The following is a 22,411-nucleotide window of genomic DNA, read 5'->3' on the forward strand; positions in this document are numbered from 1 at the left end:
TGAACGTGTGGGTGGTGTCGGTGATCGGGGCAAGGGCGATGCTCGGGCAAGAGCGACGCTCAGGGCGAGACACCCGGGACCACGCCGGGGACGACGGCGTTCCGGGTGCCCGAGAAGATGACCCCGGGGTCGGACGGGGCGTGGTTGAGGACCCACAGGCCGATCAGTACGGCGAGGGCGAAGACGACGGCGATCAGCACGGCGAGGACGAGCCGGCGGCGTCTCTCCCGTCGCAGCCAGTCGCCGCGTGCCGTGCGGTAGGCGTCGGGGGACGGAGCGGCGCTCACTCCGCCGGCCAGCGTTTCCAGGGCGGCGCGCAACTCCCGTTCCGTGCGGTCCTGTTCTGTGAGATGCGGCTCCGGGACTTCCTGTTCCCTGACGTCCCGTTCCGTGAGGTTCTCGTCGGCCCGGTCCGGGCTGGTGTCGTTCATCGCCGTGCCTCCATCGCCTGGGTCAGAGCGGCGATGCCGCGTGCGGTGTGTGTCTTGACCGATCCGCAGGAGATCCCCATCGCGGCGGCGATCTCGCTCTCCTTGAGGCCGAGCCAGTGACGAAGGACGAGCGCCTCGCGCTGCCGGGCGGGCAACTGCTGGAGGGCGCCGATCAGTACGCGCTGGTCGTCGTGGAGCAGAGCGGTGCTCTCGGCGGAGGCGACCGAGTCGTCCGGCAGGGGCGGGTTCTCCACATGTCTGCGGGCCACCTGGAGGTGGCGTATGCGCATCCGGGTCAGATTGCACACGGTGGAGCGCAGATACGCCTCCGCCGCCGCGGTCTCGCGCAGCCGCCGCCACTTCCGGTAGAGCTGGTAGTAGGCCTCGGCCACCACGTTCTCCGGGTCGTCCGCGCCGAGCAGGACGGCCAGCCGAAGCATCGAGGCGTAGTGCAGCTCGAAGAGGCCGGCGAGAGCGGCCTCCCGTTCGGCCTCGGCCGGATCGCCCGCCACGGGAGCGAGAACCTCGCTCGGGGCGGCGGGCCGTGGAACGGGCGGCGGTGCGGTGACGGCCGGATCGGCCATGGCCGCGGCCAACGGTGGCATCACCGGCATCGGTGTGTGCTGTCTGCGTCTCACGGGTTGTTCGCTCCCGTCTCGGGGCGCCGCCTGACGGTCAGGCGGGACGGCAGGTCGGTCGCGTCGGCGCCGCGCGGGACGCCGAGACGTTCGAGGGCCGCGGTGCCGAGCACGGCGACGGCCAGATTGAGGAGGAGGGCGGCGAGCCCGGCGTAGATCTGCAGGGGCTGGTCGGCGGGACCGAAGGGCACGATGGACGAGAAGCCCTCGCGCACCACCATGAACGTTCCCGCCGCCATACCGGTGGCCCATCCGGCGAGCAGTGCGCGCGGATGCAGCCGGCCGGTGAACAGGCCGACGGCGACCGCCGGGAAGATCTGCAGGATCCAGACCCCGCCGAGGAGCTGGAGATTGACGGCGTCCTGGTCGCGCAGTCCGAACACGAACGCGACGGCCCCCACCTTCGCGGTGAGCGACACCGCCTTGGCGATGCGCACCTGCCGCTTGGGCGTGGCCGTCGGATGCACGTACTCGACGTACACATTGCGTACGAAGCTGGTGGCGGCGGCGATCGACATCACCGCGGCCGGGACCAGCGCGCCCACGGTGATCGCGCCGAACACCAGCCCGGCCAGCGGGCCCGGCATCAGCCGGTCGACCAGCATCGGCACGGCCGCCTCGGCCCCGCCCTCCGGTGCCCGTACCCCCGCCGCCAGGGCCGCGATGCCGAGGAAGCCGAAGAGCGCCAGCAGGCCCGTCCACGCGGGCAGCGAGACGGTGACCTTACGGACGGTGCGGGTGCCGTCGGCCGCGAAACCGGCGGTGAGCACATGCGGGTACACGAGCAGGGCCAGTGCGGAGCCCAGGGCGAGAGTGGCGTACGCCGGCTGCTGGGCGGGGGACAGGAGCAGCGGCGAGTGGGCGGCGTCCGTGCCGCCGAGGCGGCGCGCCGCCCCGTCGAAGACGGGCCCGGGCCCGCCGAACCGGTCGAGGACCAGCCAGCAGACGGCGCCCAGCGACACGAAGACGGCCACCGCCTTGAGCGCCGAGATGACGGCCGGTGCGCGCAGTCCGTGCCGGTAGGTCGCCACCGCGAGCCCCGCGAACAGGGCCACCATGACGAGATCCCCGGCAGCGCCCTGCGGATAGAGGCCCCCGGCGGTCAACACGGCGCGTATACCCAGGAGTTGGAGCGCCAGATAGGGCATCGTCGCGAGGATCCCGGTCAGCGCGACCACCAGCGCCAGCGGCGGCGAGCCGTACCGCCCGCGTACGAAGTCGGCCGCGGTGATGTACCCGTGCCGCCGTGCCACCGCCCACAGCCGGGTCAGCAGGACGAACGCGAGCGGGCAGACGATCACCGTGTACGGCACGGCGAAGAAGGCCGGCGCCCCGTTGCCGTACGCCAGTCCGGGCACGGCGGTGAAGGTGTACGCGGTGAAGATCGTGCCGCCGAGCAGCAGCCAGGTCCACACCGGGCCGAGGCTGCGGTCGGCCAGTGCCCAGCCCTCCAGGGAGGGCAGGCGGTCGCTGGGGCGCAGGCGGCGCGCGGTCACGGCGAGCAGCGACGCCCCGCCGATCACGGCGAGGAACGTCGCGGTCATGGCGCTGTCCGCCATGGGTCACCGTCCTTGGTGTGCCTGAAGCCCTCGCCGGAGAGTTGCGCGGCCGGCAGGTTCGGTGGACAGGGAACCGGCGGGAAATCTGATGGAAATTCGGTGTCAACCGTTTCCGGCGGGTGGGCAACTCTTGCACAGACCCACAACGAGCGGGAAGGGAGCGCAGGTCATGGCACGGACCGGACACCAGCGGCTACGGTACGTCGCCGTCGCCGTGCTGCTGCTCGCGCCCGCGGCGGGGCTGCTGTGGGTCCCCTGGTACTCCGGTGCGAGCCCGGATCTGGCCGGGACGCCGTTCTTCTACTGGTACCAGCTCGCGTGGGTGCCGGGGAGCGGGCTCTGCCTGCTCGCCGCCTACGCGCTGACCAGGAGGGAAGGCCGCGACCCCTGACCGGGTCGGCCGGCCACCGACATCACTTCCGCTGAACCGCGCGCACCCGTCGCGCGACAGCCATCACCCACCACCGTCAAGGTGAGGAGCCGCCATGCCCGCATCAGCCATGCCCGAATCCGCTCACCCGGCGCCGGAAGGCCCGCCGTCCACGCCGTCCGGTCCCTCCCGTATGACACCGCTGACACCGCGCTCGGCCTTGCTCTGGGCCGCTGTGGCACTGGTCGGCGCGGTCGGCTGGGGCGTTCTCGCGCTGGCCAGGGGCGAGGAGATCTCCGCGGTCTGGCTGGTGATGGCCGCCCTCGGCTCGTACGCCATCGCCTACCGCTTCTACTCCCGCTTCATCGTCCGGCGCGTGCTGAAGCCGGACGACCGGCGGGCCACTCCCGCCGAACGCCTCGATGACGGTGTCGACTTCCAGCCGACCGACCGCCGGGTGCTCCTCGGCCACCACTTCGCCGCCATCGCGGGCGCCGGGCCGCTGGTGGGGCCGGTCCTCGCGGCCCAGATGGGGTATCTGCCCGGCACCCTGTGGATCGTCGCCGGAGTGATCTTCGCCGGGGCGGTGCAGGACATGGTGGTGTTGTTCCTGTCCATGCGGCGGGACGGCAAGTCGCTCGGGCAGATGGCCCGGGACGAGATCGGCAGGGCGGGCGGCGCGGCGGCCCTGATCGCCGTGTTCGCCATCATGATCATCCTGCTCGGGGTGCTGGCCCTGGTCGTGGTCAACGCACTCGCCCACTCGCCGTGGGGCACCTTCTCCGTCGCCATGACCATCCCCATCGCCCTGTTCATGGGCTTCTGGATGCATGTCATCCGGCCCGGCCGGGTCGTCGAGACCAGCCTCATCGGGGTCGCCCTGCTGCTGCTCGCGATCATCGGCGGCAGCTGGATCCAGAACTCCTCGCTCGCCGACACCTTCACCCTCAGCCCGACCACCCTGGTCTTCTGCCTGGTCGGATACGGCTTCGTCGCCTCCGTCCTCCCGGTGTGGATGCTGCTCGCGCCCCGCGACTACCTCTCCACCTTCATGAAGATCGGCACCATCGCCCTGCTCGCTGTCGGGGTCGTCGTCGCCGCGCCCGTCATGCGCGCCGACGCGGTGAGCGACTTCGCCTCCTCCGGCACCGGCCCCGTCTTCGCCGGATCGCTCTTCCCGTTCCTCTTCATCACGATCGCCTGCGGCGCCCTCTCGGGCTTCCACGCACTGGTCGCCTCCGGAACCACTCCGAAGCTGATCCAGAAGGAGTCCCAGGTCCGGATGATCGGCTACGGCGCCATGCTCATGGAGTCGTTCGTCGCGATCATGGCCCTGATCGCCGCGGCCACCCTCGAACCCGGCCTCTACTACGCCATGAACGCCCCCGCCGGGCTCCTCGGCACCACCGCCGAGTCCGCCTCCCACGCGGTGGCGGGCCTCGGCTTCACCATCACGCCCGACCAACTGACGCAGGCGGCCAAGGCCGTGGAGGAACAGACGTTGATCGCCCGCTCGGGCGGCGCGCCCACCCTCGCCGTCGGCATGTCGGAGATCTTCTCCGGCATCTTCGGCGGGGCGGCCCTGAAGGCCTTCTGGTACCACTTCGCGATCATGTTCGAGGCCCTGTTCATCCTCACGACGGTCGACGCGGGCACCCGGGTCGGACGCTTCATGCTCCAGGACATGCTCGGCAACGTCTGGAAGCCCCTCGGCCGGGTCAACTGGAAGCCCGGCATCTGGCTGTGCAGCGGACTCGTCGTCGCAGCCTGGGGCTACTTCCTCCACTCCGGCGCCACCGACCCGCTGGGCGGAATCAACCAGCTCTTCCCGCTCTTCGGCATCGCCAACCAGCTGCTCGCGGCCATCGCCCTCACCGTCTGCACGACGGTGCTGATCAAATCCGGCCGACTGCGCTGGGCCTGGGTCACCGGCGTTCCGCTCGCCTGGGTGGTCGCGATCACCTTCACCGCGGGCTGGCAGAAGATCTTCTCCGACGACCCCCGGGTCGGTTTCTTCGCCCAGCGCGCCAAGTACGCCGACGGCATCGACGCCGGTCAGGTACTGGCGCCCGCCAAGACCCTCGACGACATGCACACCGTGGTCACCAACTCCACGGTCGACGGCGTCCTGATCGCCCTGTTCCTGCTGCTCGTCGCGGTGGTCATCGTCAACGCGGCCGTGGTGTGCGTCCGGGCCGTACGCTCACCCGTCCCGCTCCCGACGACCGAGTCGCCGTACGTCGAGTCCCGCATCGCTGTACGGGAGGACGCCGCCGAGCCACTGGTCGGGGCCCGCTCGTGAACGTCCGGCGCTGGGTCCGGGCCGTGCGCTGGTACCTGCGCGAACTGACCGGAGAGGCGGAGTACGACCGCTACTGCGAGCGCCACCGCGGCCACCACTCGCACGCCCCGGTACCGACCCGGCGCGAGTACGAGGTACTGCGCACCCTGCACCGGGAGACCCATCCGCAGAGCCGCTGCTGCTGACACCACGCCCGCGGCTCGTGCGGGTCGGCCGGGTTCGGATCGGCCGGGAAGCATCGGGGCGGGGCCCGGAGACGGGCTCCGCCCCGTACGTTCTCCCCACCGGCCCCTGCCGCCCGATCCGCCCGACACGTCGACTCCGCGCATCTCCACGCGGGCCCCGACCCACGGCGGTCGGCCTCGGCCGAGGACTGGCTGGAGGTCGGCCACCGGATGCGACGCGAGGACTGCTGCTCCCCCGAGAGCGGGGGGCTACCGAGGCCGCCAGCCCGCTCACGTGCCCGTCCGCCTCGCCACCGTCCCGCGGCTGGGTAGTCTCAGGGCATGCGGATCTCCGTTTCCTCGGACATGGACGAACCCGTGGCTCGCGCCCTTCTCGGCCAACTGCGCGACCGCGGCCACGAAGTGGTGACATACGGGGCGCTGAGCCCCGGCGACGATCCGCAGTGGGCCGCCTGCTCCGAGGCGGCGGCCCGCGAGGTCGCCGCCGGGAACGCCGACCAGGCCGTCGTCTGCTGCTGGACCGGCACGGGCGCGTCCATCGCCGCGAACAAGGTGCCCGGAGTACGCGCGGCCCTGTGCACGGACGCCTACACGGCGGACGGCGCACGCCGCTGGAACGACGCCAACGTGCTCGCGCTCAGCCTGCGCCTGACGTCGGAGCCGCTGCTCAAGGAGATCCTCGACGCCTGGTTCGCCGCCGAGGCGAGCGAGGACACCGAGGACCGGGCGAACGTGGCCCGCGTGCAACGGCTCGACAGCGGCAGAAGTGCCCGGTGAATCAGGGCAGTTGAGGAGCCGGGTGGTGGGCGCCGGACCGCCGATCAGACCGTGATCACCCTGAGTCCGGCCTCCTCGAACCGTCCCACCGTCTCCGCGTCGGCCGCCGTGTCCGTGACCAGCGTGTCCACGGCTTCCACCGCGCAGATCCGGGCGAACGCCCGCCGCCCCAGCTTGCTGGAGTCGGCGGCGACCACCACACGCTCGGCGCGCTCGCACAGCAGCCGGTTGATCGCGGCCTCCGCCTCGTCGTTCGCCGCCGCTCCGTGCGTGACGTCGAAGGCGACCACGCCCAGCACGGCCAGGTCGATCGTGATCTGGCCGAGCACACCGTCGGCGAGCGGCCCGATGAGCTCGTACGACTGCGGGCGGGCGACCCCGCCCGTCACCACGATCTTGAACTGGGGCCGCACGGCGAGCTCGTTGGCGATGTTCAGCGCGTTCGTGACGATCGTCAGCGCGGGCGAACCGGAGGCCAGATCGCTGCGTACGGCCAACGCGCGCGCCACCTCCGTCGTGGTCGTGCCGCCCGTCAGACCCACCGCCTCACCGGCTGTGACCAGGCCCGCGACCGCCTTCGCGATGCGCTGTTTCTCCGAGGCGCGGCGAGCGGTCTTGTAGCGCAGCGGCAGTTCGTAGGACACGCCGTGCACGACCGCGCCGCCCCGGGTGCGCACCAGCATCTGCTGCTCGGCGAGCTGGTCGAAGTCGCGGCGGATCGTCGCGGCCGACACCTCGAGCTCGGCAGCCGCCTCCTCGACCTCCAGCCGGCCCCGCTCGACGAGCAGCTCCAGCAGGGACTTCCAGCGGTCGTCCCGGGACATCCGGACTCTCCGTTCCTCGATCTTCGGCGACCCTAGCGCACCGAAAGTTCACCCCACTCCTTCAGTCGCGTGCTTGATTGTGCTCGAAAGATGGCTATATCTTGCAGAAAAGAGCATCTCATCGATTCTTTGGGGGAGGGGCAGGGCATGACCCATGTAGAGGACGAGCTGAACAGTCAGCCCGAGTGCTGGACCCGCGCCGCCACGGAGGCGGCCGGACACGCCGACGTGCTGCCGGTCGCGGGGGAGCGGGTGGCGATCGTGGGCTGCGGCACCTCGTACTTCATGGCGCAGGCGGTCGCGGCCCTGCGGGAAGGCGCCGGCCAGGGCGAGACGGACGCCTTCGCCGCCTCCGAGTTCCCCTACGGCCGCCCGTACGACCGGGTCCTCGCCCTCACCCGGTCGGGTACCACCACCGAGGTGCTCGACCTGCTCGGACGACTGCGGGGCGCCACACCCACGGGTGCGCGGACCCGGACGGCCGCGATAACCGCCGACCCCCGGACTCCCGTTGCGGAAGCCGCCGACGACCTCGTCGTGCTCGGCTACGCGGACGAACGGTCCGTCGTGCAGACGCGGTTCGCCACCACCGCCCTCACACTTCTCCGCGCCCACCTCGGACTGCACACCGAGGCCGTGGTCGACGACTGCCGTACGGCGCTGGCGACTCCCCTTCCCGAAGGGCTCGTCGAGTGCACGCAGTTCACCTTCCTCGGCCGGGGCTGGACGGTGGGGCTCGCCAACGAGGCCGGGCTGAAGATGCGCGAGGCGTCCCTGTCCTGGACCGAGGCGTATCCGGCGATGGAGTACCGGCACGGTCCCATCAGCGTCACCACCCGGTCCACGGCGACCTGGATGTTCGGCGAGGCACCGGAGGGGCTGGCCCGACAGGTCAAGGACACGGGGGCGTTGTGGGTGGCCGGGACTCTCGATCCGCTCGCCGAACTCGTGCGCGCGCAACGCCTCGCGGTCGCGGTGGCGGCGGCGCGGGGCCTCGATCCGGACCGCCCGCGCCACCTCACCCGATCGGTGATCCTCGCCCCCTGAGGCCCCGCGGACACCCAGTTGCCGCCCAGTTGTCGACCGAGAGGAGCGACGGATGACGATTGTCACCACCGGCGAGCTCATCACCCGGGCCGCCGCCGCGCACACGGCGGTCGCCGCGTTCAACATCATCACCCTGGAGCACGTCGAAGCCGTCATCGCCGGTGCCGAGAAGGCGGGTTCACCCGTCGTCCTCCAAGTCAGCGAGAACGCGGTCAAGTTCCGCCACGGACGGCTCCTCCCGCTGGCCCGGGCCGCCGCCTCGGCCGCCGAACATGCCGCCGTACCCGTCGCGTTGCATCTCGACCACGTACAGAGCGACGACCTGCTGCGCCAGGCACCCGGCGCCGGATTCAGCTCCGTGATGTACGACGCGGCCCGCCTGCCTTATGCCGAGAACCTCGCCGCGACCCGGGCCGCCGCCGACTGGGCGCACGCCCAAGGACTCTGGATCGAGGCCGAGTTGGGCCAGGTGGGCGGCAAGGACGGACGGGCCCCGCTGGACGCGCACGAACCCGGTGCCCGCACCGACCCCGCCGAGGCCCGTGCCTTCGTCGCCGACTCCGGGGTGGACGCCCTGGCCGTGGCGGTCGGCAGCTCGCACGCCATGACCACCCGTACGGCGGCACTCGACCAGGACCTCCTGAAGCGACTGTCCGCCACGCTGGACGTCCCCCTCGTCCTGCACGGCTCGTCCGGTGTACCGGACGGCCACCTGGTGGCCGCCGTCGCGGCCGGCATCACCAAGGTCAACGTCGGGACGGCCCTCAACATCGCCATGACCGGCGCCATCAGGGAGTTCCTTGACGGCCACCCCGAGGCGGTCGACTCGCGCAAGTACCTCGGTGTGGGCCGGGAGGCGATGACGCGGGCGGTCACACGGATCATCGGCGTGCTGAGCTGACACGGACGGACGCTGGTACTTTTTCACCATGCGTGAGACAGAGCTGCACCTCGGTGAACCGCCTCGGGTGGCGAACGCCGGCGTCGGCGTGCACGGCGTCGCGAGCCGCACCGACGTCTTCCGCCTGCCCGAACTGTGGCAGCTGCACCTCTACCAGTACGAGGCCGAGCTCACCGTCGACGGCACAGTGCACCAGGTCCGCCCGGGCCGCGTCAGCCTCGTACCGCCCGGCAGCACGGTCCGCTTCCGCTACCAGGGCCGCTCCGAGCACCTCTACGCGCACCTGCGCGTCCCGGCCGTCGGCCCGTCGCGCACGGTGCCCGTCGTCCAGGACGCGGGCCCCGAACTCCCCACCCTCACCGGCCTGTTGCTCGCGGCGATCGCAGCACTGCCGCGCACACCCGAGCACACGAGAGCCGAGATCTGGACCGCGCTGTGGCGTATCGCCCACCTCGCCCCGGAAACCGGGCGCCCCGGCCCCGGCCCGCACCCGGCGGTCGGCGCGGCCATCGCGTACATCGAGAGCCGACTGGCCGCTCCGCTCACCGTTCCCGCCGTCGCCCAGGCGGCCGGTGTCTCGCACAACCACCTGACCAGGCTGTTCAAGGCCGCGACCGGCGACACCGTGGTCGGCTACGTCCGCCGCCGCAGACTCGACCGCGCCCACCACCTGCTGCGCGCCTCGACCCTCTCCATCCCCGCCGTGGCCGCCTCCGTCGGCATCCCCGACCTGCACGCCTTCAACAAGGCATGCCGCCGCGAACTCGGCGCGTCACCCCGCGCCCTGCGGGGAGAGACAGTCGCGACCATTCCGTAGAGTGGTCGGAATTCACTGCATGGCCACGACGCCGTGACGCCCCCGACTACCTGGCGGCCTCACTGCTTCACGGCCTTCACGACCACGAACTTGGCGTCACTCGCGACGAGCCGGCTGTTGCCGAACAGCTTCCGCAGCTTGACGTGATAGCCGAGATGCCGGTTGCCGATCACATACAGCTCACCGCCCGGCCGCAGCGCCCGCCGCGCCCCCGTGAACATCCGCCACGCGGTGGCGTCCGACGTCGCCTGGTGGGTGTGGAACGGCGGATTGTTGAGCACGAGGTCCACGCTCTCGTCCGCGATCCCGGCCAGCCCGTCCCCGACGCGGAACTCGGCACGCGCGTCCGGCAACCCGTTGGCCCGGTACGTCGCCTCCGCCGAGGCCACCGCCTGGAACGACTCGTCGACGAACAGCAGCTCGGCCCCCGGAGCGGCCAGCGCCACCGACGTACCGACGACACCGTTCCCGCAGCCCAGGTCCACCACCCGGGCGGCGCCCGACGGCTCCGGCAGATGCGGGAGGAAGAACCGGGTGCCGATGTCGAGGCGCTCGGCGCAGAAGACGCCCGCGTGGTTCACGACAGGGTGACCCGACGCCGGGCCGATCCCGTCGGGCAGCTCGTATCGGTACGGCCAGGGACTGGCACCCCCGTCCACCGACGGATCGACGGTGGCGTGGATGAGCCGGGCCTTCTTCTCCGCGAGGGAGGTCCGGGTCGGACCGATGATCCGCTCGAACAGCTTCAGCGTCGAGGTGTGGATCTCCTTCACCATGCCGGTGCCGACGACGACCGTGCCCTCGTGCAGCGCGGGCGCCAGCCGCAACAGCTGGTCCTCCAGCAGGGCCAGACTCTTCGGCACCCGCACGAGCAGCACGTCGATCCGCTCGGGCGGCGGATCCTGGGTGGTGAGCAGCCGTACGGAATCCTCGTCCACATCGGCCCGCCGCAGGTTCGCCCGTGTCGCCTCCTGGGCCAGGAAGGAGTCGGTGATCTGCGTCGGCCGGTACGCGGCGAGCGCCGTGGTGAGCGCGCCCCAGCGGTCGCCGACGACCACGACGGTGCCGGACAGATCGGTCCCGGACTCCGCGAGGTGCCCGAGGAGATAGTCGTCGGAGGCGTCCCAGGCGCGCAGTCGTTCACGCGGGTCGGCGGGGAAACGGGTCAGTGTCAGCTCGGACCAGGGGGTTTTCATACGGTCGGTCATCGTGCCCCACCCTACCGATCCGCAGCTCACGCCCTGTCGGCCCGGTCGGGCAGGATGTGAACCATGGACACCGAGCTGTTCCCCAGAGCCCGTACGGAGATCGCGCCGGGCGCGGTGCACGTGCCGGACTGGCTGGACGCCGGGCGGCAGCGCGAGCTGCTGGACGCCTGCCGCGACTGGGCGCGCCCGCCCGCCGGCCTGCGTACCGTCCGGACGCCCGGCGGCGGCACGATGACCGCCCGGCAGGTCTGTCTCGGCCGCCACTGGTATCCGTACGGCTATGCGAGCACCGTCGTCGACGGCGACGGCTCGCCCGTGAAACCGTTCCCGAAGTGGCTCGGCGAGCTGGGGAGGAACGCGGCCACCGCGGCGGCGTACGACGGTGACGCCGACTACGACATCGCGTTGATCAACTTCTACGACGCCGACGCCCGGATGGGCATGCACCGCGACAGCGACGAGAAGTCGGACGCGCCCGTGGTGTCCCTGAGTCTCGGCGACACCTGTCTCTTCCGCTTCGGGAACACGACGACGCGGACCCGGCCGTACACCGACGTCGAGCTGCGCGGCGGCGACCTCTTCGTGTTCGGCGGCGCGTCCCGGCTCGCGTACCACGGGGTGCCACGGGTGTACGCGGGCACTGCGCCGCCCGAGTTGGGGCTGACCGGCCGGTTGAACATCACGCTCCGGGTCAGTGGCCTCTAGGCCGACGGCGCGGTCGGCGGTCGTACGGATCATGGGAGACTCGCCCTCATGAGCGGCAAGGTCGAGGGGACCACTTCAAGGACGCGGCTGGACCGGGGGCGCGGCGCACTCGGGCCCGCCTTGGAGCTCGTGCACACCGGCCGGGCGCCCACCCGGGCCGTGCTCACCGCCGAACTGGGGGTCACCCGGGCGACGGCCGGTGCGGTGGCCGCAGAACTGGAGGCGCTCGGGCTGATCAGGGTGGACGCGCGGCCCGGGGCGGCGGCCGGTTCGCAGGGGCGCCCCTCGCACCGGCTCGACGTCGCCGAGGACGGGCCGGTCGTGCTGGCCGCGCAGGTGCACGCCGACGGGTTCCGGGCCGCGCTGGTCGGGCTCGGCGGGCGCATCGTCGCCACCGCGCCCGGCTGCGAGACCGTCGACGAGGACCCGGCGAAGGTGCTCGGCTCCGTCGTCGAGGCGGGCGCCGACCTGCTGCGCGACACCGGGCGCCGGTGCGTGGGCGCCGGTCTCGCGGTGCCGTCGGCCGTCGCCGAACCCGAGGGTCTCGCCCTGAACCCGCTGCACCTCGCCTGGCCGGCCGGCGCGGCGGTACGGGAGATCTTCGCCGAGCGGGTACGGGCGGCGGGCATCGCCGGACCGGCCTTCGCCGGCAACGACGTCAACCTCGCCGCGCTCGCCGAACACCGGCACGGCGCCGGCCGCGGCGCCCGCGACCTGCTGTGCGTGGCCACCGGACACCGGGGCGTCGGCGGAGCGCTGGTCCTCGACGGGCGCCTGCACACGGGCAGTTCGGGCCTGGCACTCGAAGTCGGCCACCTCACCGTCAACCCCGAGGGGCGCCCCTGCCACTGCGGCAGCCGGGGCTGCCTGGACGTCGAGGCCGACCCGCTCGCCTTCCTCACGGCGGCGGGCCGCGAACCCGGCCCCGAGGTGTCGCTGCTCCAGCAGGCCAACGACCTGATCCGCGACCGGTACACGGACCCGGCGATCCGCACGGCCACCGAGATCCTGATCGGCCGCCTGGGCCTGGGCCTGGCAGGCCTCGTGAACATCCTCAACCCGGACCGCATCATCCTCGGCGGCCTGCACCGCACCCTTCTCGACGCCGACCCCGACCGTCTGCGCGCGGTGGTCGCGGACCGCAGCCTGTGGGGCCGCAGCGGCGGCGTCCCCATCCTCGCCTGCACGCTGGACCACAACAGCCTTGTGGGAGCGGCCGAGTTGGCGTGGCAGCCGGTGCTGGACGATCCGCTGGGGGCGCTGGCGTAGTCGTCGTCGGGGCCGACGGTCCCAATCCCCGGAGGAGCAGCCGGAAAACGGCCCGTGTACTCCCGGGGAGGTACGCGCACTGCCGTCGGCCGTACGACGACCCGGACCCCCTGCCGGCGCGAACGTGGAGTCATCGCACACAACCCCGACCCGGGAGATGACTCGACATGCAGACCCTCGCGAACTGGAACGGCGGTGGCCCCGGCCCGTGGATCCTGTTCTTCCCGCTGATCTGGGCGGCTGTCGTCATCGGTGTCGTCACCGTCCTGCGCCGCACGGCCCGGCGCGGTCGCCCTGGCCCGTGGCGTGCCATGGACGGCCGCCACGACGCCCAGGGCCGCCTCTCCGGCGACGCGCCCCTGGCCGTACTGGGCCGGCGCTTCGCCTCCGGCGAGATCGACGAGGACGAGTACTGGCGGCGGCTCTCCGTCCTCGACGAGCAGTTCGGCGGCGCGGCCGGCCGTGCGGGCAAGGGCGGTGTGGTTTGACCACCGTTCCCGCCGCTCCCACCGAGATCCGTGCGGGTCCGTGCCCGGCTCTGCGGGCGGCATGCCTTCACGTACCGCGTGCCATCGCCAACGAGTGAGGTACGGAGGTCGGAGGGGGAGGGATTCCGCTGGTCACCGCCCGGTCAGCCGGCAACGGCCGACCGGGCGGGAGCGTGTTCCGGCCTGCGCCGGAGTACCCCCGGCTTGTGTCCCATGTCGTACGGCGGTTCGTCGTACCCGGGAGCGTCGCACAACCGCTCCTCGAACGTCTGAAGCGCGGGCGCCGCCGTCGCGGGCCTGGTCTCCGGGGCCGAGACGACCGGGGCGAGCGTCGGCAGGGTGAACCACACGACCTTCCCCGACTCGCCGTCCGGCCGCACCCCCCAGCTCTCGCTGACCGCGGCGACCATCGCGAGGCCGCGTCCGCAGGTGGCCGTGGGATCCGCGTCCCGCAGTTCGGGAAGGCGCGGGTCGTGGTCGTGCACCGAGACCGTGAGCCGGTCGAGCAGGACCTCGATGTCCACGGTGCACATCTTGTCGGGCTGGGCATGCCGGTGGACGTTGGTCAGCAGTTCGGTCACACCGAGCGAGGCCCGGTCTATCAAGGGATCCAGATGCCAGTAGCGCAATTGCGCAGAGACGATTCTGCGGACCTGGCCGATCCGCGACGGCAGGGCTTGGAGCTCCACCGTGCAGTGCCTGCTTGGGTGACTGATCACGGCTTGCGACTCCCCGAATTGAGGTCCGGAAGAAGACACGAGATCCGATCCAGCAGGGTGCCAGCGTGCAATGGCCGCCTGCTGTGGATGGCCGGCGGGCTGGTTCGCAGCGTTATCGCCGGTAAACCCAGAGTGATGTGTGACAAGCGTGGCTCAGGGGGTGGAAACCCGCAACTCGCGGCACGGTCGTCCCCGCGTGCACCGGTGTCCGCGCGAGGTGCGGCCCCACGGTCCCCGCCCTGTTCAGTGCCCGCGCCCCGCCGCCTTGCGTACGGCCTCGATGAACCGGCTCGCCGCGGGTGGCCCGGGCCGGCCCGGCGCGGGGTCGTGTTCCCCCAGCGTCAGCAGGTACCGCTTGCCGTTGATGTCGGCAAGCGCCCTGTCGTGGGCCGCGAACCAGGGCTTCGACGCGCGCACCGCCTGCACGGGAGCGCTGTCGATCTCGCTCCCGTAGCTGGTGAGCAACTCCAGCCTGCCGCCGCTGATACGGACCTGTCCGGCCCGGGTGAGGGAGCGCAACCTCTTCCCGATCCGCACGCCCGTGGCCGTGAACTCCGGCTCCGCCATGATGCTCCGCCCCCTTGTCGGCTTCCGCCGAGATGCGTGGTGATCCCGCCTGGAACGTGATCCAGTGTGCGCCCCCGTGCCGAGCAGTCTGCCCGCCCCCGGCGTCGAGCACCAGTGCGTACGGCGCTCTCCGGCAATCGGTGGAAGCACTCACCGGGATGCGCCCCGGGTCCCTCCGGCCCCCGCCCGGTCTGTCCCAGGCCCTCACCCCAGGTCTCCCTTTGGGACGCCCAAAGGGATGTTTATGCAGGTGAGGAGCGTGTGGAAGGTGTCTATGATCGGTGCGTCCGGTCGGCCGAGGTGCCGTCGGCGAGCGCTGCACGAGGAGCCTGAAGTGAGCATCCCCGACCCCACCGGGACCGCCGAAACCCTGGACACGCTCGACGTGGACCGGAGTGACGCCGACTATCGCGCCTGGCTCAAAGAGGCCGTCCGCAAGGTCCAGGCCGACGCCAATCGCTCGGCCGACACGCACCTGCTGCGCTTCCCGCTGCCCGAGAAATGGGGTATCGACCTGTACCTGAAGGACGAGTCGACCCACCCCACCGGAAGCCTCAAGCACCGCCTCGCCCGCTCCCTCTTCCTCTACGGTCTGTGCAATGGCTGGATCCGCCCCGGCCGCCCGGTGATCGAGGCGTCCAGCGGCTCCACCGCCGTCTCGGAGGCGTACTTCGCGAAACTGATCGGCGTGCCCTTCGTCGCGGTGATGCCCCGCACGACCAGCGCCGAGAAGTGCCGCCTCATCGAGTTCCACGGCGGCCGGTGCCACTTCGTGGACGACTCCCGGAAAATGTACGAAGCCTCGGCAGCCCTCGCGGCCGAGACAGGCGGCCACTACATGGACCAGTTCACCTACGCGGAACGGGCCACGGACTGGCGCGGGAACAACAACATCGCCGAATCCATTTTCCGGCAGCTGGAGCTGGAACGTTTTCCGGAGCCCGCGTGGATCGTCGCCACGGCGGGCACCGGCGGCACCTCGGCGACGCTCGCCCGCTACGTCCACTACACGCAGCGCGACACCCGTATCTGTGTCGCCGACCCGGAGAACTCCTGCTTCTTCGAGGGCTGGACCACCGGCGATCCGGACGTCACCTGTGACTGCGGCTCCCGCATCGAGGGCATCGGCCGCCCCCGCATGGAACCCAGCTTCGTCCCCGGCGCGCTGGACCGCATGATGAAAGTCCCCGACGCGGCCAGCATCGCCGCGGTGAGAGCCCTGGACCGAGCCATCGGCCGCAGGGCCGGCGGCTCGACCGGCACGGGTCTGTGGAGCGCCCTCAAGATCGTGGCGGAGATGGTCGCGGCCGGCCGGCAGGGCAGCGTGGTGACCCTTCTGTGCGATCACGGCGACCGCTACCTGGACAAGTACTACTCGGACACCTGGCTGAAGGAACAGAACCTCGACATCGCGCCTTACGGGGAGAAGATCGATGGCTTCCTGAAAACAGGAGTGTGGCCCGACTGACCCACGGGGGCGCGGGGAACTGCGCGACAAGCCACAGCGGACCCGCCCCCGCAGGCGCACCTACTGGGGGACTCCGCTCGGGCGCCCCTCAACCACCGGCCTCACCGGCGACGACCAGCCGTCGCAGATGCTCCGAAACCTCACCCCGGGCCTCGGGCACCAGCCCCGAGTCCGTCACCAGCGTGTCCACCTGCTCCAACGCGGCGAAGGAACTGAGCCCCACCGTCCCCCACTTGGTGTGGTCGGCGACCACCACGACCCGCCGAGCCGACTGGACCAGCCGCCGATTCGTCTCCGCCTCGGCGAGGTTGGGCGTGGACAGCCCCGCCTCGACCGATATCCCGTGCACACCGAGGAACAGCACGTCGAAGTGGAGCGACGCGATCGCCTGGTCGGCCACCGGCCCCACCAGTGAGTCGGACGGTGTCCGTACCCCACCGGTCAGCACCACCGTCGCCGCCCCCTGCCGCTGTCCCGACACGCGCTGCGCGGCGTGGAAGACGTCGGCCACGCGCACCGAGTTGGTCACCACGGTCAGATCCGGCACGTCCAGCAGCTGATGCGCCAGCGCGTACGTCGTCGTGCCGCCCGACAGGGCGATCGCCGAGCCCGGTGACACCAGTTCCGCCGCGGCCCGGGCGATGTCCTCCTTGGCCGTCAGTTCCAGGCCGGACTTGGCTTCGAACCCCGGCTCGTGGGTGCTCGCCTCGACCACCGGCACCGCGCCGCCGTGCACCTTCTCCAGGACGCCCTGGCGGGCCAGCGCGTCGAGGTCACGGCGGACCGTCATGTCGGACACGCCGAGCTTGCGCGTCAGTTCGTTGACGCGAACACCACCCCGACGGCGTACCTCGTCGAGAATCAGGGCGCGGCGCTGCTCCGCGAGGAGGTTCTGGTTGTCATTCACGACCGCTCCACGTCCTTCCGGGGTTCCCTCGGGCCTGTCGGTCCACTCGCCCCCACCTTCTCCGACACGTCCCGCACACCCGCTGCGAACCTGCTGCGAACCCGCTCCGACAAGGACATTCCTCCTGCTACCGGCCTGGCGGACGTCCCATACTCGCATGGGCCGGTACTCGTCGCGCCACTGCCCGTCACGACGCGAACATGTCACTCTGGCAACACCGGCTCCCCGCTCGTCACACAGATCGGGGAGATTCCGTGCCGAGAGGTGTAGGGAGCCCGCCCGGCGGAGATCCTTCAGTCCCGCACGGCATCGCCCCGCACAGGGCGACGACCGTCCGCGTGGCACGGGGGAAGCACGAACAACGGGGGAAGTGCGAACAGTGGAGCGTGCACAGGAACGGGCCTCGACGACCGGGGCGAACAGCGCGGCCGAACCGCCCGGAGGGGCCGAGCGGACCGGACCGGGGACGACCACCGGCATCGCCCTGGAACTGCTGGTCCACGGCGTGGGCGGTGCCAGGCCCGAGAAGATGCTCAACGATCCGCGGACCGTCCGCGTCACCGGCGACGACACGGCCGCCGTCTTCCGGCGCGTGGACGACGTCGGCGCGGAGGACCGCCCCGCCGACCCGCACGGCGCGCCGGTGCGCGAGGCGTACGTCTGGTGCAACCTCACCTCGGGCAACGGCACGCGCGCCCTGTGGCTGTTGCTGCTGCCGTTCATGGTGGTCAACCTCGCCCACTGGATGCGCCCGACCGCCCGCAACCGGCAGGCCACGGTCCGTTTCTACGGCCTTCTGGTGCGCCTCGCCGGCCTGAGCCTCACCGTTCTCCTGGTCGCCGCCGCCTGTGAGGTCGCCCTCGACCTCACGGCCTGGCAGTGCGCGGGCACGCGCGCGTGCGCCGAGGCGCACTCCTGGCTCGGTTTCCTCTCCCCGACGGAGTCGGGCGGCGGCTGGTGGAGCGCGCCGGGCCGCCGCCTGGCCCTGGCCGCCGTGGTGCCCGCCGCGCTCACCGGCCTGCTGTGGTTCCTCTCCCGCCGCACCTGGAGCGCGTACGAGTCCCAGCGCCCGATGACCCACGCTCCCGAACCCGCCGACGAGAACATCCGTACGGCGTTGGGGCGGCCCGGTTTCTGGTACGGACGGCGGCTGGTCGCCCGGCTGCGCGCCGCCCACACCGCGGCCGGTCTGCTGACGGTCGCCGCCGCGCTCGGCTCCGCCGCCGCCCGTCACGACCGCGAGCCCGGCGGTCCGGCGGCCCTGGCGACCCTGGCCTGGCTCCTCTACGTGGCGCTGGCCGTCGGGGCCGTTGCCGTGGTGTGGGTGGTGTGCCGCAGGGGGCGCAGCGAGAGACGCCTGGACCAGGAACTCGACGCCCGGCTCGTCCGCCTCCTCCCGGGCGGCGCGCTCGCCCTGCTGCTCCTTTCGGCCGTGTACGCCGGCTGGTCGCGCCCCGGGTGGCGGTCGGCGGGGCGGCTGCCGGGCGACACGACCTTCGGCGCCCTCACCCTGCTCCAGGGCATCGTCGTCATCGTCCTGGCCTTCGTCGCCCGCCTGCTGTACCGCGCCCACCCCGACCCGCGTTCCGCCATGCGCGGCCTCGGCGGACCCGCCGTCACGACGCTCGCCTGCGCGCTGGGCGGTGTGATGTCCGGCGGCGTCTCCCAGCGCGTCGCCGACTGGCTGGACGGCACCGGCGGCACCATCGCGGGCCCGCCCGTCCTGCTGACCTGGCAGGCATCCGTGATCCCGGCGGTCCTCCTCGTCGTCCTGGGCCTCGTCGGCTGGCTGGCCCGCCGCACTCTGCAACTGCGCCGCGCCGAGTTGGACGCCGTGGAGCAGGACTACGACGACGGCTCCGGTGAGCCCATGGACGCCGTGCGCACCCGCCGGATCGCGAGCATGCGCGCGATGGCCGCCCTCACCGACCGGGCGCCCCGCATCGTCGGCATCACCTCCGCCGTGACGCTGCTCCTGGGTGCCGCCGCACTGGCCGGGGCCCAGGCCACGGACGACACGCCGGGAGAGGCATCCCACGACGCGTACGCGGTCGTCCAGGGCGCTGCCGAGACGGCCCAGGCGCTCGGGTCCTGGCTGATCGGTTTCGGCTTCCTGTTGTTCGTCACCTGGGGGCGGCGCGCCTACAAGGACCCGGCGGCACGACGCACCATCGGCATCCTGTGGGACGTGGGCACCTTCTGGCCGCGTGCCTCCCACCCCTTCGCACCGCCCTGCTACGCCGAGCGGGCCGTGCCCGACCTGACCTGGCGGATGGCCACCTGGACCGAGGCCACCGGCGGACGCCTGGTCCTCTCCGGGCACTCCCAGGGCAGCGTCCTCGCGGCTGCCGCCGCCTGGCAGCTGAAGCCCTCCGTACGCAAGCGCGTCGCACTGCTGACGTACGGCTCACCGCTGGAGCGGCTGTACGGACGCTGGTTCCCTGCCCACTTCGGACCTGCCGCGCTCACCTCGCTGCATCACGACGTGGCCTGCTGGCGCAACCTGTACCGGCTCACCGACCCCATCGGCGGCCCCGTGCACCTGCCCGGCGACTGCGGCCCCGAGGTGGACCGGGCACCCCTCAAGGACCCGCTCGCCTACGGCCGCGACAAGGAGCATCCGCTGCCCTCGCCGATCCTCGGCCACTCCGACTACCAGGCCGACCCCTGCTTCGTCGAGGAGCGGAAAGAACTGCTGGGGCGGCTGCTGCCCCGTGAGGCGCTGCCCGGTCCCCGGCCCGAAGCCGGGGCTCAGGGCAGTTCCGGCAGGTCCTCCGGGTAGAGCAGGGTCAGGTCGTCCGTGCTCGGCTCGGCGTGCTGGGCCACCCGGCCCGCGTGCCGCTCGACCATCGCCTCGAACGTCTGCCGCGCCGTGCGGCCGTTGCCGAACGTGGCCCCCTTCGGGATCGCCTCGAAGTACTTCAGCAGGGCGTCGGAGGAGCCCGGACCGAGCCGGTACTCGTGCTCCTCCGCCTGCTGCTCCACGATCCGCAGCAGTTCCTCGGGGCCGTAGTCACCGAAGGTGATGGTCCGCGAGAAGCGGGACGCCACACCGGGGTTGACCGAAAGGAAGCGCTCCATCTCGGCCGTGTAGCCCGCGACGATGACCACCACGGCCTCCCGGTGGTCCTCCATCAGCTTCACCAGCGTGTCGATGGCCTCCTTGCCGAAGTCACGGCCGGAGTCCTCCGGGGACAGCGCGTACGCCTCGTCGATGAACAGCACACCGCCGCGCGCCCGGTCGAAGGCCTCCTGGGTGCGGATCGCCGTCGAACCGATGTGCTCGCCGACCAGGTCCACCCGGGACACCTCGACGAGATGGCCCTTCTCCAGGACGCCGAGCGCGGCCAGGATCTCGCCGTAGAGCCGGGCGACCGTCGTCTTGCCGGTGCCGGGGGAGCCCGTGAAGACCAGATGGCGTCGGGCGGAGGCCGCCTTGAGGCCCGCCTGCTGCCGGCGCCGGCCGACCTCGATCATGTCGGTGAGGGCCCGCACCTCGCGTTTGACGCTCTCCAGGCCCACCAGCGCGTCGAGTTCGCCGAGGACGTCCTTGGGGGACCGCGCGGACACCTCCGACTCCGGGGCGCCGACCGCCGGCTCCGGCTCGATGGTGCGCTGGCCCGGGATCGAGCCCAGCAGCCCCGGCGACTGGGCCACCGCTGTCTGTACCGCCGTCTCCGGGAGCGAGGGGGTCCGCAGCGCCGCGCTCTCGTCGCTGGTGCAGTCCTCGACGAGCGGCCCGCCGCCGGAGGCCGCGCCGGATCCGCCGTCGGCGAACTCGTAACCACCGCGCGCGCACCGCTCCGTACGGCATTTCGTCAGCGTGGAACGGCAGCCGTCTATCACATGGAAGCCGTAGCCCTCGCTGCCCGTGACCCGGCACTGCAGGAAGCTGCCCCGGCCGCCCGCCGACACGTAGAAGCCCGCCTCGGCGGGGGAGTCGACCGTGCAGCGTTCGATGGTGGGGTCGGCGCCCTTGGTGACGATCACGCCCGTCTGGGTGCCGACCACCGTGCAGCCGTTGAGCGTGCCGCCGCTGCCGTGGTCACGGAACCAGGCGCCCGTCGCCGCGTCCCGGATGCGGCAGTCGTCGAGCTGCGCCGTGGCGCCGTCGCTGACCGACACGGCGGTGTTGCGCACCTGGGAGAGGTCGCTGTCGATGACGTCCGCGCGAGAGCCCCGGTCGAGCACGAACAGGGCGTCCGGCACGTCGTGCACCCGGCAGGACTCGAGAACCGCCGTGGCACCGTCGCTGATCCACACCGCCGGATAGTCGCCGGTGCTGTCGAAGATCTCGCACTGGTTGGCGTCCACCCGCGTGCCCGGGTCCCACACCGACAGCCCGTTGCGCCCGAACTGGCGGACCGTCGTGCGGGTCAGCGTGAGGACCGAGCGGGACCGCAGGTCGACCGCGTTCTCCGGGATGTCGTGGATACGGCAGTCGGCGAGCGTCAGCACCGCGTCGGTGTCGAGCGTCACGCCGTCCGCGGACGTGCGGTGCACATCGCAGTCGGTGAGGTGGGCGGTGGCCCGGCCGGTGATCTGGACACCGCTGCCCTTGACCTCGTAGACCTCACAACCGACCGCCTCCAGCGCCGAGTTCTCGCCCGAGACGGACAGACCGACGCCCGAGGCGTGGTGCACCCGGCAGCGCTCCAGACGCGGATGACCGCCGTCGCGCACGGTCACGCCCGCCTGGCCGGCCGCGACGACCTCGCACTCCTCGAACACCCCGCCCGCGTCGTCCAGTACGGCGATGCCGGCGCCCGCCGGGTTGTCGATCGTGCAGCGCCGCACCGTCGGGCGGGCGCCGCCGCGCACCTCGATGCCCGCGGCGGACCGAGTGACGATCCGCAGGTCCAGCAGCTCCGGTGTGCCCTCCTCGACGAGCACCGCCGCCGCGGTGGAGTCCTGGCCCTCCACATGCAGGTCCTGGACCACTGCCGAGGCCCGCACGGTGAGCGGCACGCCGTCCACGGGCGCGATGCGCACCGAGCCGGGGGATCCCTCGGGTCCGCGCAGCGTCACCGCCCGCTCGACGACGAGGTTCTCCCGGTAGGTGCCGGGCGCGACGGTGAGGACGTCACCGTCCGCCGCGGCCTCCAGGGCGGCGGCGAGCGACAGGTACTCACCCGTGCGGCGCCGCCACCTCGATGTACCGGTGTGCGTCACCTGGACCGTGCCCTGTGCCATGGCGCTGCTGTGCCCCCACCTCGTGGAACGCGGGAT

The 22,411-nt window shown here is 71.9% G+C and carries 21 protein-coding genes; 12 read left to right on the forward strand and 9 right to left on the reverse strand.

What is annotated here, in order from left to right:
* Positions 1–59: 59 nt before the first annotated feature.
* Genes OG595_RS39370 through OG595_RS39380 form a run of 3 tightly spaced genes read right to left on the reverse strand, consistent with a single transcriptional unit; the run spans position 60 to position 2,628 of the window.
* Positions 60–431 carry a hypothetical protein gene (locus OG595_RS39370; RefSeq protein WP_329280707.1) on the reverse strand — a complete coding sequence of 124 codons (372 nt, stop codon included), beginning with the start codon at positions 429–431 and terminating at the stop codon, positions 60–62.
* A complete protein-coding gene (locus tag OG595_RS39375; RefSeq protein WP_443073292.1) occupies positions 428–1,069 on the reverse strand; it encodes a sigma-70 family RNA polymerase sigma factor in 642 nt (213 codons plus the stop codon). Before OG595_RS39375 ends, OG595_RS39370 begins: the two co-directional genes overlap by 4 nt.
* A complete protein-coding gene (locus tag OG595_RS39380; RefSeq protein ID WP_329280709.1) occupies positions 1,066–2,628 on the reverse strand; it encodes a sodium:solute symporter family protein in 1,563 nt (520 codons plus the stop codon). The genes OG595_RS39375 and OG595_RS39380 overlap by 4 nt, the downstream gene beginning before the upstream one ends.
* Positions 2,629–2,797: 169 nt before the next feature.
* Between OG595_RS39380 and OG595_RS39385 the strand changes: the two genes are divergently transcribed.
* The 4 genes from OG595_RS39385 to OG595_RS39400 all read left to right on the forward strand — a co-directional run bounded on the left by OG595_RS39385 (position 2,798) and on the right by OG595_RS39400 (position 6,262).
* Complete coding sequence (locus OG595_RS39385; protein ID WP_329280711.1) at positions 2,798–3,019, forward strand: DUF3311 domain-containing protein; 222 nt, start codon at positions 2,798–2,800, stop codon at positions 3,017–3,019.
* A gap of 94 nt (positions 3,020–3,113) precedes the next feature.
* Positions 3,114–5,300 (forward strand): carbon starvation CstA family protein, encoded by a 2,187-nt coding sequence (locus OG595_RS39390; protein WP_329280714.1) that lies wholly within the window; start codon positions 3,114–3,116, stop codon positions 5,298–5,300.
* On the forward strand, positions 5,297–5,485 hold the full coding sequence (locus OG595_RS39395; protein WP_329280715.1) for a YbdD/YjiX family protein: 189 nt from the start codon (positions 5,297–5,299) through the stop codon (positions 5,483–5,485). Before OG595_RS39390 ends, OG595_RS39395 begins: the two co-directional genes overlap by 4 nt.
* 321 nt (positions 5,486–5,806) lie before the next feature.
* Entirely contained in the window at positions 5,807–6,262 is a 456-nt protein-coding gene (locus OG595_RS39400) for an RpiB/LacA/LacB family sugar-phosphate isomerase (protein ID WP_329280716.1), read from the forward strand.
* A gap of 44 nt (positions 6,263–6,306) precedes the next feature.
* Here OG595_RS39400 and OG595_RS39405 read toward each other — a convergent pair whose 3' ends face one another.
* A complete protein-coding gene (locus OG595_RS39405) occupies positions 6,307–7,086 on the reverse strand; it encodes a DeoR/GlpR family DNA-binding transcription regulator (protein ID WP_329280717.1) in 780 nt (259 codons plus the stop codon).
* 147 nt (positions 7,087–7,233) lie between these two features.
* Between OG595_RS39405 and OG595_RS39410 the strand changes: the two genes are divergently transcribed.
* Genes OG595_RS39410 through OG595_RS39420 form a run of 3 tightly spaced genes read left to right on the forward strand, consistent with a single transcriptional unit; the run spans position 7,234 to position 9,851 of the window.
* Positions 7,234–8,133 (forward strand): SIS domain-containing protein, encoded by a 900-nt coding sequence (locus OG595_RS39410; protein WP_329280719.1) that lies wholly within the window; start codon positions 7,234–7,236, stop codon positions 8,131–8,133.
* A gap of 52 nt (positions 8,134–8,185) precedes the next feature.
* On the forward strand, positions 8,186–9,034 hold the full coding sequence (locus OG595_RS39415) for a class II fructose-bisphosphate aldolase (protein WP_329280721.1): 849 nt from the start codon (positions 8,186–8,188) through the stop codon (positions 9,032–9,034).
* A 28-nt stretch (positions 9,035–9,062) separates the two neighbouring features.
* The gene (locus OG595_RS39420; protein ID WP_329280723.1) at positions 9,063–9,851 is read left to right on the forward strand and encodes an AraC family transcriptional regulator; all 789 of its coding nucleotides are present in this window, start codon (positions 9,063–9,065) and stop codon (positions 9,849–9,851) included.
* 59 nt (positions 9,852–9,910) lie between these two features.
* Here the strand turns inward: OG595_RS39420 and OG595_RS39425 are convergent, their stop codons facing one another.
* The gene (locus tag OG595_RS39425) at positions 9,911–11,059 is read right to left on the reverse strand and encodes a methyltransferase (protein ID WP_329280726.1); all 1,149 of its coding nucleotides are present in this window, start codon (positions 11,057–11,059) and stop codon (positions 9,911–9,913) included.
* A gap of 63 nt (positions 11,060–11,122) precedes the next feature.
* Between OG595_RS39425 and OG595_RS39430 the strand changes: the two genes are divergently transcribed.
* From OG595_RS39430 to OG595_RS39440, 3 genes are all read left to right on the forward strand, one after another.
* Positions 11,123–11,764 (forward strand): alpha-ketoglutarate-dependent dioxygenase AlkB family protein, encoded by a 642-nt coding sequence (locus OG595_RS39430; protein WP_329280728.1) that lies wholly within the window; start codon positions 11,123–11,125, stop codon positions 11,762–11,764.
* A 48-nt stretch (positions 11,765–11,812) separates the two neighbouring features.
* Positions 11,813–13,033, forward strand: a complete 1,221-nt coding sequence (locus tag OG595_RS39435) for an ROK family protein (RefSeq protein WP_329280730.1) — start codon at positions 11,813–11,815, stop codon at positions 13,031–13,033.
* Between the two features lie 167 nt (positions 13,034–13,200).
* Positions 13,201–13,521, forward strand: a complete 321-nt coding sequence (locus OG595_RS39440; RefSeq protein WP_329280732.1) for an SHOCT domain-containing protein — start codon at positions 13,201–13,203, stop codon at positions 13,519–13,521.
* Between the two features lie 143 nt (positions 13,522–13,664).
* Here OG595_RS39440 and OG595_RS39445 read toward each other — a convergent pair whose 3' ends face one another.
* Together OG595_RS39445 and OG595_RS39450 are read right to left on the reverse strand one after the other, a co-directional pair.
* On the reverse strand, positions 13,665–14,240 hold the full coding sequence (locus tag OG595_RS39445; RefSeq protein ID WP_329280734.1) for an ATP-binding protein: 576 nt from the start codon (positions 14,238–14,240) through the stop codon (positions 13,665–13,667).
* 243 nt (positions 14,241–14,483) lie between these two features.
* Entirely contained in the window at positions 14,484–14,807 is a 324-nt protein-coding gene (locus OG595_RS39450) for a hypothetical protein (RefSeq protein ID WP_329280736.1), read from the reverse strand.
* A gap of 334 nt (positions 14,808–15,141) precedes the next feature.
* On the opposite strand from OG595_RS39450, the gene OG595_RS39455 reads away from it, so the two are divergent.
* Positions 15,142–16,275, forward strand: coding sequence for a PLP-dependent cysteine synthase family protein (locus tag OG595_RS39455; RefSeq protein ID WP_443073293.1), 1,134 nt, complete (start codon positions 15,142–15,144; stop codon positions 16,273–16,275).
* An 88-nt stretch (positions 16,276–16,363) separates the two neighbouring features.
* Here the strand turns inward: OG595_RS39455 and OG595_RS39460 are convergent, their stop codons facing one another.
* On the reverse strand, positions 16,364–17,182 hold the full coding sequence (locus tag OG595_RS39460) for a DeoR/GlpR family DNA-binding transcription regulator (RefSeq protein ID WP_329280738.1): 819 nt from the start codon (positions 17,180–17,182) through the stop codon (positions 16,364–16,366).
* 379 nt (positions 17,183–17,561) lie between these two features.
* Between OG595_RS39460 and OG595_RS39465 the strand changes: the two genes are divergently transcribed.
* Complete coding sequence (locus tag OG595_RS39465) at positions 17,562–19,964, forward strand: hypothetical protein (RefSeq protein WP_329280740.1); 2,403 nt, start codon at positions 17,562–17,564, stop codon at positions 19,962–19,964.
* Here OG595_RS39465 and OG595_RS39470 read toward each other — a convergent pair.
* Positions 19,934–22,375 carry a right-handed parallel beta-helix repeat-containing protein gene (locus OG595_RS39470; RefSeq protein WP_329283542.1) on the reverse strand — a complete coding sequence of 814 codons (2,442 nt, stop codon included), beginning with the start codon at positions 22,373–22,375 and terminating at the stop codon, positions 19,934–19,936. The two genes, OG595_RS39465 and OG595_RS39470, sit on opposite strands and share 31 nt — an antisense overlap.
* Positions 22,376–22,411: the final 36 nt, after the last annotated feature.

The sequence above is a fragment of the Streptomyces sp. NBC_01451 genome (assembly GCF_036227485.1).
GTDB lineage: Bacteria > Actinomycetota > Actinomycetes > Streptomycetales > Streptomycetaceae > Streptomyces.

Bases quoted from the DNA above. Each gene is read 5' to 3' on its own strand.
- OG595_RS39370 (WP_329280707.1), bottom strand. From the start codon at position 431: ATGAACGACACCAGCCCGGACCGGGCCGACGAGAACCTCACGGAACGG.
- OG595_RS39380 (WP_329280709.1), bottom strand. From the start codon at position 2,628: ATGGCGGACAGCGCCATGACCGCGACGTTCCTCGCCGTGATCGGCGGG.
- OG595_RS39385 (WP_329280711.1), top strand. From the start codon at position 2,798: ATGGCACGGACCGGACACCAGCGGCTACGGTACGTCGCCGTCGCCGTG.
- OG595_RS39390 (WP_329280714.1), top strand. From the start codon at position 3,114: ATGCCCGCATCAGCCATGCCCGAATCCGCTCACCCGGCGCCGGAAGGC.
- OG595_RS39400 (WP_329280716.1), top strand. From the start codon at position 5,807: ATGCGGATCTCCGTTTCCTCGGACATGGACGAACCCGTGGCTCGCGCC.
- OG595_RS39405 (WP_329280717.1), bottom strand. From the start codon at position 7,086: ATGTCCCGGGACGACCGCTGGAAGTCCCTGCTGGAGCTGCTCGTCGAG.
- OG595_RS39410 (WP_329280719.1), top strand. From the start codon at position 7,234: ATGACCCATGTAGAGGACGAGCTGAACAGTCAGCCCGAGTGCTGGACC.
- OG595_RS39415 (WP_329280721.1), top strand. From the start codon at position 8,186: ATGACGATTGTCACCACCGGCGAGCTCATCACCCGGGCCGCCGCCGCG.
- OG595_RS39420 (WP_329280723.1), top strand. From the start codon at position 9,063: ATGCGTGAGACAGAGCTGCACCTCGGTGAACCGCCTCGGGTGGCGAAC.
- OG595_RS39425 (WP_329280726.1), bottom strand. From the start codon at position 11,059: ATGACCGACCGTATGAAAACCCCCTGGTCCGAGCTGACACTGACCCGT.
- OG595_RS39430 (WP_329280728.1), top strand. From the start codon at position 11,123: ATGGACACCGAGCTGTTCCCCAGAGCCCGTACGGAGATCGCGCCGGGC.
- OG595_RS39435 (WP_329280730.1), top strand. From the start codon at position 11,813: ATGAGCGGCAAGGTCGAGGGGACCACTTCAAGGACGCGGCTGGACCGG.
- OG595_RS39440 (WP_329280732.1), top strand. From the start codon at position 13,201: ATGCAGACCCTCGCGAACTGGAACGGCGGTGGCCCCGGCCCGTGGATC.
- OG595_RS39450 (WP_329280736.1), bottom strand. From the start codon at position 14,807: ATGGCGGAGCCGGAGTTCACGGCCACGGGCGTGCGGATCGGGAAGAGG.
- OG595_RS39470 (WP_329283542.1), bottom strand. From the start codon at position 22,375: ATGGCACAGGGCACGGTCCAGGTGACGCACACCGGTACATCGAGGTGG.